This is a genomic window from Streptococcus sp. A22, from assembly GCF_043674215.1.
Classification (GTDB): Bacteria; Bacillota; Bacilli; order Lactobacillales; family Streptococcaceae; genus Streptococcus; species Streptococcus suis_V.
Window position 1 is genome coordinate 22231 of record NZ_JBIMJQ010000024.1, and the last position, 10858, is coordinate 33088.

General features: G+C 41.8%; 8 protein-coding genes. 7 read left to right on the forward strand and 1 reads right to left on the reverse strand.

The genetic code is table 11. The features are described from left to right. Positions 1-11: 11 nt before the first annotated feature. A complete protein-coding gene (gene leuS / locus ACHBHN_RS09225; protein WP_394733964.1) occupies positions 12-2513 on the forward strand; it encodes a leucine--tRNA ligase in 2502 nt (833 codons plus the stop codon). A 159-nt stretch (positions 2514-2672) separates the two neighbouring features. Here leuS and pbp3 read toward each other — a convergent pair whose 3' ends face one another. Continuing rightward, positions 2673-3923 (reverse strand): D-alanyl-D-alanine carboxypeptidase PBP3, encoded by a 1251-nt coding sequence (gene pbp3, locus ACHBHN_RS09230; protein WP_105161034.1) that lies wholly within the window; start codon positions 3921-3923, stop codon positions 2673-2675. 213 nt (positions 3924-4136) lie between these two features. On the opposite strand from pbp3, the gene ACHBHN_RS09235 reads away from it, so the two are divergent. From ACHBHN_RS09235 to tadA, 6 genes are all read left to right on the forward strand, one after another. Then, positions 4137-5930: an oligopeptide ABC transporter substrate-binding protein gene (locus ACHBHN_RS09235; RefSeq protein WP_394733965.1), complete on the forward strand. Its 1794-nt coding sequence runs from the start codon at positions 4137-4139 to the stop codon at positions 5928-5930. Positions 5931-6182: 252 nt separating this feature from the next. After that, positions 6183-7202, forward strand: coding sequence for an ABC transporter ATP-binding protein (locus ACHBHN_RS09240; RefSeq protein ID WP_172060189.1), 1020 nt, complete (start codon positions 6183-6185; stop codon positions 7200-7202). 2 nt (positions 7203-7204) lie between these two features. After that, positions 7205-8146, forward strand: a complete 942-nt coding sequence (locus tag ACHBHN_RS09245; protein WP_105110707.1) for an ATP-binding cassette domain-containing protein — start codon at positions 7205-7207, stop codon at positions 8144-8146. Position 8147: 1 nt separating this feature from the next. Continuing rightward, positions 8148-9104, forward strand: coding sequence for an oligopeptide ABC transporter permease (opp4B, locus tag ACHBHN_RS09250; protein ID WP_105160732.1), 957 nt, complete (start codon positions 8148-8150; stop codon positions 9102-9104). 13 nt (positions 9105-9117) lie between these two features. Continuing rightward, entirely contained in the window at positions 9118-10020 is a 903-nt protein-coding gene (locus tag ACHBHN_RS09255; protein WP_029187387.1) for an ABC transporter permease, read from the forward strand. A gap of 51 nt (positions 10021-10071) precedes the next feature. Beyond that, complete coding sequence (gene tadA / locus ACHBHN_RS09260; RefSeq protein ID WP_105160733.1) at positions 10072-10581, forward strand: tRNA adenosine(34) deaminase TadA; 510 nt, start codon at positions 10072-10074, stop codon at positions 10579-10581. Positions 10582-10858 lie beyond the last annotated feature (277 nt).

The window sequence follows — 10858 nt, forward strand, 5'->3', positions numbered from 1 at the left end:
GGAGAAATGATATGAGCTTCTACAATCACAAGGAAATCGAGCCCAAATGGCAGGGATTTTGGGCAAAAAATCATACTTTTAAGACAGGAACAGATGCAGAAAAGCCAAACTTTTATGCCCTAGATATGTTCCCTTATCCGTCTGGGGCAGGCTTGCACGTTGGTCACCCTGAGGGCTATACGGCGACGGACATTCTCAGCCGTTACAAGCGTGCCCAAGGTTACAACGTTCTTCACCCAATGGGGTGGGATGCCTTTGGTCTGCCAGCGGAGCAATACGCTATGGACACGGGAAATGACCCAGCTGACTTTACAGCAGAAAATATTGCCAACTTCAAGCGTCAGATTAACGCCCTTGGCTTTTCTTACGACTGGGACCGTGAGGTCAACACGACTGACCCTAACTACTACAAGTGGACCCAGTGGATTTTCACTAAGTTGTATGAAAAAGGCCTAGCCTACGAGGCAGAAGTGCCTGTAAACTGGGTAGAAGAATTGGGAACAGCTATCGCCAACGAAGAGGTCCTTCCTGACGGAACGTCTGAACGTGGTGGCTACCCTGTTGTCCGCAAGCCAATGCGTCAATGGATGTTGAAAATCACTGCCTATGCAGAGCGTTTGCTCAACGACCTAGAAGAAGTTGATTGGCCAGAGTCTATCAAGGACATGCAGCGCAACTGGATTGGTAAGTCAACTGGTGCCAATGTGACCTTCAAAATCAAGGACACAGACAAGGACTTCACAGTCTTTACAACTCGTCCGGACACCCTTTTCGGTGCGACCTACGCAGTTCTTGCCCCTGAGCATGACTTGGTCGATAGTATCACATCAGCTGAACAAGCAGAAGCTGTGGCAGAATACAAACGCCAAGCCTCTCTCAAATCAGACCTGGCTCGTACTGACCTGGCTAAAGACAAGACAGGTGTCTGGACAGGTGCTTATGCCATCAACCCTGTCAATGGTAAAGAAATTCCAATCTGGATTGCGGATTATGTGTTGGCAAGTTACGGAACAGGTGCTATCATGGCTGTTCCTGCCCACGATGAGCGTGACTGGGAATTTGCCAAACAGTTTGGTTTGGACATCATTCCAGTTTTGGAAGGTGGAAATGTAGAAGAAGCTCCTTATACAGAGGACGGTGCCCATATCAACTCCGACTTCCTAGATGGACTCAACAAGGAAGAAGCCATTGCCAAAATGGTGGCTTGGTTGGAAGAAAATGGTGTCGGTCAGGAGAAAATTTCTTACCGCCTCCGCGACTGGCTCTTCAGCCGTCAGCGTTATTGGGGCGAGCCAATTCCAATCATCCACTGGGAAGACGGCACTTCCACAGCCGTACCAGAAAATGAGTTACCTCTGGTATTGCCAAAAACCTCAGACATCAAGCCTTCAGGTACAGGGGAATCGCCGCTTGCTAACCTGACAGACTGGTTGGAAGTCGTGCGTGAAGACGGTGTCAAAGGTCGCCGTGAGACCAATACTATGCCACAATGGGCGGGCTCTAGCTGGTACTACCTCCGTTATATCGACCCGCACAATGACGAGAAATTGGCAGACGAGGAGTTTCTCAAAGCATGGTTACCAGTGGACATCTACATCGGTGGTGCTGAGCACGCAGTCCTTCACCTGCTCTACGCTCGCTTCTGGCACAAGTTCCTTTATGACATCGGTGCTGTGCCGACCAAAGAGCCATTCCAAAAACTCTTTAACCAGGGCATGATTTTGGGAACAAGCTACCGTGACAGCCGTGGTGCCCTTGTAGCGACAGATAAAGTTGAAAAACGTGATGGTTCTTTCTTCAACATCGAAACTGGTGAAGAGTTGGAGCAGGCACCTGCTAAGATGTCTAAGTCTCTTAAAAACGTGGTTAATCCAGATGATGTGGTCGAGCAATTCGGTGCGGACACCCTCCGTGTTTACGAGATGTTCATGGGCCCACTTGATGCCTCTATCGCTTGGTCAGAAGAAGGCCTTGAAGGTAGCCGTAAGTTCCTTGACCGCGTTTACCGCCTGATTACAACGAAGGAAATTTCTTCGGACAATAGCGGAGCGCTTGATAAAGTTTACAATGAAACTGTGAAGACGGTGACTGAGCATATTGAGGACCTGAAATTCAACACGGCTATCGCCCAGCTCATGATTTTTGTCAACGCAGCTAACAAGGAAGACAAGCTCTATGTTGACTACGCCAAAGGCTTTGTCCAATTGATTGCTCCATTTGCACCACACTTGGCAGAAGAACTCTGGCAGGGTCTTGCAAATACAGGCCAGTCAATCAGCTATGTCGCATGGCCAGTCTATGACGAAAGCAAGCTGGTAGAAAGCGAAGTGGAAATCGTTGTCCAAATCAAGGGTAAAGTAAAAGCTCGCTTGACAGTAGCCAAAGACCTAGCACCAGCAGACCTCGAAAAAGTAGCTCTGGCAGATGAAAAAGTCCAAGCTGAAATCGCTGGTCAAACAGTGGTCAAGGTGATTAGTGTTCCGAATAAATTAGTAAACGTCGTTGTGAAGTAAACTGACTTCCGTCAGTTCCTATTTCCCACCTCAGCTAATCTCTCCCAAGGTTGTCTGAGCCAAATAAACAGTTAAGCAAAGCGACTGGTTTCTTTTCTAGCTTATAGACATATACAAAAAACGACTTCCGTGCGAAAAGCGGGAGTCGTTTTGCTGTTATTACAGTTTTTCATTGACATAGCGGACGAAGTAATTCCACCAAGAGACGGGCCAAATATCAGCCTTGACTTCTTTTTCGATGACCATTTCAAGACTTGGTTGTTCTTGAATGTAACCCTTGCCGATCAAGTCGGAGTCATGGAGCCACAGTCTTCCGGCTGCTGTTCCTTTTTTAAGTGGTGCCTCAAGAGGGCCTTCGACTGATTTAAAAGAAGCGGTTGGCAATTCGACAGCCGAGCGTTTGATTGGAATTCTAAAGTCTCTTTGGGCAACAACTGGACTAGTGTCGACGCGCCCATTGAAAATCTCAATAGAGCTGTCATCAAAGGCTTGCCCCTGCCCTAGATAGGTAATAGATTGGAAATGCTGGGCAACATAGTTGAGCAAATTGGTCGTTGCGATATAGCGGTAATCGGGATCAATATCGCTGTGGTCGGCGTTGAGGATAACCGTCAGGACACGCATATTTTGCTGGTCAACAGTTGTCACCAGGGAGGCGCCAGCAGTAGCAGAGTATCCCGTTTTCAAACCATCTACACCTGCACGCTGATAGGGTTTACCTTCCAACATCCCATGCCCACCATAATAGGTATGCCCATCCATGGTTAAGCTTTGTTGGCTGGTGATGTCCAGTACCTGAGGATGATCCAAGACCAGACGACGGGCAATAAGGGCGATTGCCGCAGCAGAAAATTTATTTTCATCCTCTTTACCAGTGCCGGGATAGCGTTCATCCCCGAGGTAGGAATTATTCAAGCCAGTCGCATTGACAATCGTGGCATCACCAATACCCCAGGATTGGACTTTTTCTCTCATCAAATCCACAAAGGCTTTCTCACTACCTGCCACCTTCTCAGCCAGAGCAATTGTTGCGCTATTGGCAGAAACAATCAATGATGCCCGGAGCAGCTGTTCGACCGTGTATTCCCTACTTTCTAAAAGAACGTTACTGATTTCTGTATTGAGAGTCAGCTTATAGGGAAAATCAGATATGGCCACAGGGCTGTCCATTGTCAATTTTCCTTCTTCAATAGCTTCATAGACCAAGTAGGCCGTCAACAACTGACTGATAGAAGCAACGCTGGCTGGGCTATGGGCATTTTTTTCGTATAAAATTTTTCCTGTTTCGACTTCAATAGCGATGGCATGCTCAGCTGCCGCCTGGTAAACCTGCTCCTCGGCCAGACTGGTTTGGCCTCCTAGAATAATGGAAAGTAGAAAAACTATCAAGAATGAACTGTATTTTTTCATATAAAATTCCTTTTTAATCGATTATTTCCTATTATATCATATTGTAAAGGGGCTAGACACATGAAAAAAGGCTAGAAATTATTAGAAAATATAGAAAATTTGGTTTTTTACAAAATTTTCTGACAAAAACGCTTTCTTTAATAAAATTTTATGATATAATACTATTCATAGACATAAATCTATGTCCCAAAAAAAAGAAAACAGAGGTGTTTTATGAAAAAGACAACAAAACTCTTTGCCTTAGCAGGTATCACACTCTTATCTGCATCTGTTTTAGCAGCTTGTGGTGCTAAGTCGTCATCAAGTTCATCAGAACAAAACTTGTCATTCCCAGCAGATGTTTCTCAAGATGGAACAGCTGTTTCTGGTGCTCAATTAAATTATGCTTGGGTATCTCCTACAACTTCTTCAGGTCTTTTGATTGACGAGCTGACTGAAAATACAACTGACTCAACATTTGGTGGAATGGTTGATATTTCAATGTTTGGTTACGATGGAGATCGTAAGTTGGACGATTCAGGTCTTGCTAAAGCTGAATTTGATGTAGAAGGTAAAAAAATCACTGTTAGCTTGACTGGTAAAGACTACAAGTGGTCAGATGGTGAACCATTCACAATCAACGACTATATCTTCACAATCAAGTCATTGGCAAGCAAAGACTATACCGGTGTGCGTTTTGATGATAAATTCTTGAACATTGAAGGTATGCAAGAATTTGTTGACGGTAAAGCATCAGACATTTCAGGTATCAAGAAAATCGATGATTATACAGTTGAACTGACTGTGAAAGAAATGTCACCTTCTATGATGTATGCCGGTGGTGATGTACCTGCCTATATCCAACCAGAACACATCTACAAAGATATTCCTGTAGCAGATTGGGAAAAGAGCGAGTACTCACGTACTGCTAAACTTGTAGGTATGGGACCTTGGAAGATCAAGGAAATTGTAAACGGTGAGTCTATCACTTACGTTCCAAACGAACACTTCTTCAAGGGAACAACTCCAAAAACAGGTTCATTGAAAATTGATATTGTCTCTCCTGATACAATCGTTTCTGAGATGAAAGCTGGTAACTACGATATCGCAGATATGCCTGTTGATCAATTGGATTCATACAAAGATGCTTCTAACTTGAACATCGTTGGATCTTTGGATTCAGTTTACGAATATATTTCATTCAACCTTGGTAAATATGACGAAGCTGCTGGCAAGAACGTTATGGATGAGAATGCTAAGATGAATGATGTGAATCTTCGTCAAGCGATTGCCTATGCTATTGATACCAAGACTGCTGGTGAGAAATTGTATAACGGCTTATACCACCCAGCAAACTCATTGATTATTTCATTCTTTGGTGAACTTCATGATTCTGAATTGGCAGGCTATACATACGATCCAGAAAAAGCTAAGAAACTCTTGGATGAAGCTGGCTACAAGGATACAAACGGTGACGGCATTCGTGAAGGTAAAGACGGTAAAGAATTCAAAATCACTTTCGCAGCTCGTAAACGTACAGAAGCGAACGAAGCACTCGTACAACAATACATTGCTTGGTGGAAAGAAGTTGGCTTGAATGTTGAATTGTACACTGGCCGTACTGTTGAAGTAAATACTTTCTACGATGCACTTCAAGCAAACGACCCTGCAATTGATATGTATGCTGGTGGTTGGTCTACTGGTTACGATCCAAACCCAACAGGTACTTGGGGTCCTATCGCTGCCTTCAACATGTCACGTTTCGTATCTGAAGAAAATACAAAATTGTTGGATGCAATTAGTTCTACTGCTTCATTCGATGAGAAAACAAACCTTGAAAACTACAAGGCTTGGCAAAAATATGCTCACGAACAAGCATTTGCTATTCCAACATTTGAATCTGAGTCTATTACAGCATTGAACAAGCGTGTGAAAAACTATGATTCTAACTATGGTTCAGCTTCAGGTAAAGGTATTGCTCTTGAAAATATCGAATTGACAGCTGATAAAGGTGTAGCGGCAGAATAGTTTTATAAAGAAGATAATAGAATCTGAAAAAGCCAACTTGGTTGGCTTTTTTCAGATTGCTATTGGAATTTTCTGATAATTATGGTATAGTAGAACCAGTATACAAAAAATGATTGATGTCATTTTTAGTTTTTAGTAAACGCTATCAAATTCTATATAGACTTGATGGATTTATTAATAAAGATATAAAAGATCAGTTTTCATAGACTTAAGGATATTTGATTTGAAGGATGAAAGAAGTTGAATGAACTGATGAACAAAGGAGGAAAAAGCGTGGCTAATGAAAAACCGCTTTTAGACATTAAGGATTTGCACGTTGGATTCCGCATCGGTGATGATTATTTTGATGCAGTTGACGGTGTTGATATTACCTTACAAAAAAATGAAATCCTAGCGATTGTTGGGGAATCTGGTTGTGGTAAATCAACTTTGGCAACAACAATTATGGGGCTACATAATCCATTAAATACCAAAATTACAGGTAGCATCCAATACAATGATATGGAATTAATTGGGATGGACGAGGCCAAGTACAATACGGTACGTGGAAATGATATTGGTATGATTTTCCAAGATCCCTTGGCATCGTTAAATCCGTTGATGACAATTGGTGCTCAGATTGATGAAGCGCTATTCTATCATACAGACCTGGATGCCAATGCCCGTACGGAGCGTGTTTTGGAATTATTAGCTCAAGTAGGTATTCCAAATCCTAAGCGTACATTTAAGCAGTATCCACATGAGTTGTCAGGTGGTATGCGTCAGCGCATCATTATCGCCATGGCCCTATCTTGTAAACCTCCGATTATTATTGCCGATGAACCGACAACGGCCTTGGATGTAACTATTCAGGCACAGATTTTGGATTTGTTAAATGATATTCAAGCAGAAACAGGGTCAGGTATTATTTTGATTACTCACGACCTAGGAGTAGTGGCAGAAACGGCAGACCGTGTAGCAGTTATGTACGGTGGTCAGTTTGTAGAAGTTGCTCCTGTTGAGGAACTCTTTACCAATCCTAAACATCCATACACTCGTTCTCTCTTGAAATCAAATCCGCAATCAGAAAATGAAGGCGGTGAGTTGCATGTAATTGACGGAATTGTACCGCCAATTACAAAGATGCTGCGTAAAGGTTGTCGATTTGCACCACGTATTCCGTGGATTGAAGCAGCAACACACGAAGAAAATCCGGTTATGCATGAAGTTGGACCTAACCATTTTGTACGTTGTACTTGCCATGAAACATTCTATTTTGAAGGGGAGGCCTAATAGTGGGATTTATTGAAGTAAAAGATTTAAAAGTCCATTATCCAATTCGTAGTGGCTTCTTTAACCGTGTTACTGATCATGTTTATGCTGTGGATGGTGTAAACATTGAAATCGAAGAAGGTAAGACATATGGTCTGGTTGGTGAGTCAGGATCAGGAAAATCAACGATTGGTAAAGCAATTATTGGTTTAGAGCGTGCCACTTCAGGACAAATTATTTATGAAGGACAAAATGTAACCAACAAATCACGTGGAAAAAAAGGCAACTTTAATCGTGATGTTCAGATGATTTTCCAAGATTCACTTTCAAGTTTCAATCCGAAAAAACGTATTTTGGACATCATTGCAGAACCAATTCGTAACTTTGACCGACTTTCACCAGATGAAGAAAAGAAAAAAGTTCTTCAGCTCTTGGATACAATTGGTCTCAATGAAGAAGCTTTAATTAAGTATCCTCATGAATTCTCAGGTGGTCAACGTCAACGGATTGGAGTAGCTCGTGCCTTGGCTAGTAACCCACGTTTGATTATTGCTGATGAGCCAGTTTCTGCCTTGGACTTGTCTGTTCAAGCTCAGGTCTTAAACTATATGAAACGTATCCAAGATGAATTTAAACTTAGCTATCTCTTTATTTCTCATGACCTTGGTGTGGTACAGCACATGTGTGATGAACTCTTCATTATGTACCGTGGTCGTTTTGTAGAAACAGGAAATAAACATGATATTTATAGTATTCCACAGCATATCTACACCAAACGTCTCTTGTCAGCGATTCCATCAATTGATCCGGTGAATCGTTTGAAAAATAAGGAAAAACGTTTGGCTGCAGAAAAGGAGTACCAAGAAAAACAAGGTCAGTACTATGATGAAAACGGTCGTGTATACGATTTAAAAGCTTTTTCAGCAACTCATCAAGTAGCCCTTCCAGAAGGAGGTAAGAACTAAGATGTGGAAAACAGTATTACGACGTTTACTCATGATGATTCCTCAGATTATCATTCTGAGTGTCATTGCATTCTTTGTTGCAAAAATGATGCCTGGTGATCCATTTACCGGTATGATTGACCCTAATATTGACCCTGCTATTATTGAACAAAAACGGATTGCAGCGGGATATTATGATCCAATTCCGGTTCAATATATTCGCTGGGTAGGAAATCTTTTGCAGGGTGATTTTGGACAAAGCTTCCTCTTTAAGCAACCAGTTATCGATGTGATTATGCAGCGTTTGAATAATACAATTTGGTTATCATTGCTTACCATGATTTTGACCTATGCCATTGCCCTTCCTTTAGGTATGATTGCGGGTCGTTATCAAAATTCACTTGCTGATAAAGTCATTGGTGTTTACAATTTCTTGACTTTCTCAACGCCAACTTTCGTGTTTGCAATCTTGATGCTCTGGTTATTTGGTTTTAGTTTAGGTTGGTTTCCAACACGTGGTTCTATCGGTGGTGGGGTAGAAGGATTTGCAGCTATATTAAGTCGTCTCCATCATATGATTTTGCCGGCGATTACCATGGCCATCTTATCTACAACTGTAACTATTCAATACCTCCGTACCGGAATTATCGATGCGAAGAGTCAGGACTATGTCCGTACAGCTCGTGCTAAAGGTGTGCCGGAACGCGTGGTATACAACCGTCACATTTTCCGTAACTCTATTTTGCCTATTGCATCATTCTTGGGTTACGAATTGACAGGTTTGATTGGTGGATCTATCTTTATCGAAAATATCTTTACCTATCCTGGTATTGGTCAATTGTTCTTCAACTCTATCTCAAGCCGTGATTACAGTGTCATCTTGGCCCTCTTGTTAATCTTTGGTATGGGAACTTTGTTGGGAACTTTGATTTCAGATATTATCATGAGTATTGTAGATCCACGTATCCGTGTGAAATAGAAGGAGGAGCAAGGTGAGTAAAGAAAATAAAAAACAAGTACAATCAGCTTCAACTCCTCCAGGTGGTTTTCGTGTCATTGCACGAGAATTTATGAAGGATAAGCTGGCTTTGACTTCATTGATTATCTTGGTAACAGTTCTTTTAGGTGTTTTCATTGGAGCATTGATTTTAGATCAAGAACAAGTGATGAAAGTCAATCTTTTAGGGCGTTATTTGGAACCAGGAGTTGATGGTTATATCTTAGGAACCGATGAAGGTGGTAAAGATATCTTTGGCCAGTTGATTATCGGTGCCCGTAATTCGATTATTATTGGTTTTACCATTACTATTATTACTAGTATTGTTGGTATCTCAGTTGGTCTAATCTCAGGTTATTATGGTGGTCGTTTAGACGGTTTCTTGATGCGAATTGTAGATTTCATTATGATTTTGCCAGTAACCATGCTTATTATTGTTTTTGTAACAGTAATTAAAAACTACACCATCTATCACTTTATTTTGATTATGAGTGCCTTTTATTGGACAGCCAAGGCCCGTCTCTTCCGTACAAGAACCTTGTCAGAGGCAAGCTTGGATTATGTCAATGCATCCAAAACACTTGGAACAAGCGACTTTATGATTATGTTCCGTGAAATTCTGCCAAACTTGAGTTCATTGATTATCGTTAACTTGACACTCAACTTTGCAGGTAATATTGGTATTGAAACCTCATTGACCTATCTTGGATTTGGTCTCCCATCGACTGTCCCAAGTTTGGGTACCTTGATTTCAAATGCCCGTAACGCGGATATCTTGGAAAACAAGACTTGGATTTGGTTGCCAGCAGCCATCTTCATCTTGGTCATGATGCTTTGTATCAACTATGTCGGTCAAGCCTTCCAACGTGCTGCCGATGCCAAACAACGTTTGGGTTAAACAAAAATATAAGAGTTCCTTCGGGAACTCTTTTTCTGTTATAATGGAAGTATGGAATTTACATTAGAAGAAAAAGAACGCTTCATGCGGGCTGCATTGGAGGAAGCAGAAAAATCACTTGCCAAGGATGAGATACCGATTGGATGTGTAATTGTCAAAGATGGTAATATTATTGGTAGAGGTCACAATGCGCGTGAGGAACTGAACCAGGCAATCATGCATGCGGAAATCATGGCCATCCAAGAAGCTAATCACTTTGAAGGGAACTGGCGTTTGCTAGATACAACCCTTTTTGTAACCATTGAACCCTGTGTTATGTGTAGCGGGGCCATCGGACTAGCCCGAATCCCACAAGTTATCTACGGAGCCCCAAATCAAAAATTTGGTGCAGCAGGTAGCCTATACAATGTATTGCGAGATACACGTCTCAATCATCGAGTTGAAGTCGAGTCGGGAATCTTGGAAGATGACTGCGCAAAAATCATGCAGGACTTCTTCAGACAACGGCGCGCCAAGCAGTCAGAGTTGAAAGAAAAAGCAAGCCAAGGAACAGATTTATAGCCCGGCAGACAGTTAGAATAAGGCAATAGGTAATTTTTTCAAAAAAAATTTTAAAAAGTTATTGACAGTATTAGATATAGATGATAGAATAATGAAGTTGTCTCGCGAGGGACTGTTGGCGAAGCAGAAACGAAAAAAAGTTTCAAAAAGTAGTTGACAGGAAATCAGGGATGTGATATACTGATATAGTTGTCGCAAGCGACGACAAGACCTTTGAAAATTAAAGAAGACGAACCAAACGTGCAGGGTGATTTATAGCAATATAAATCGTCAATGA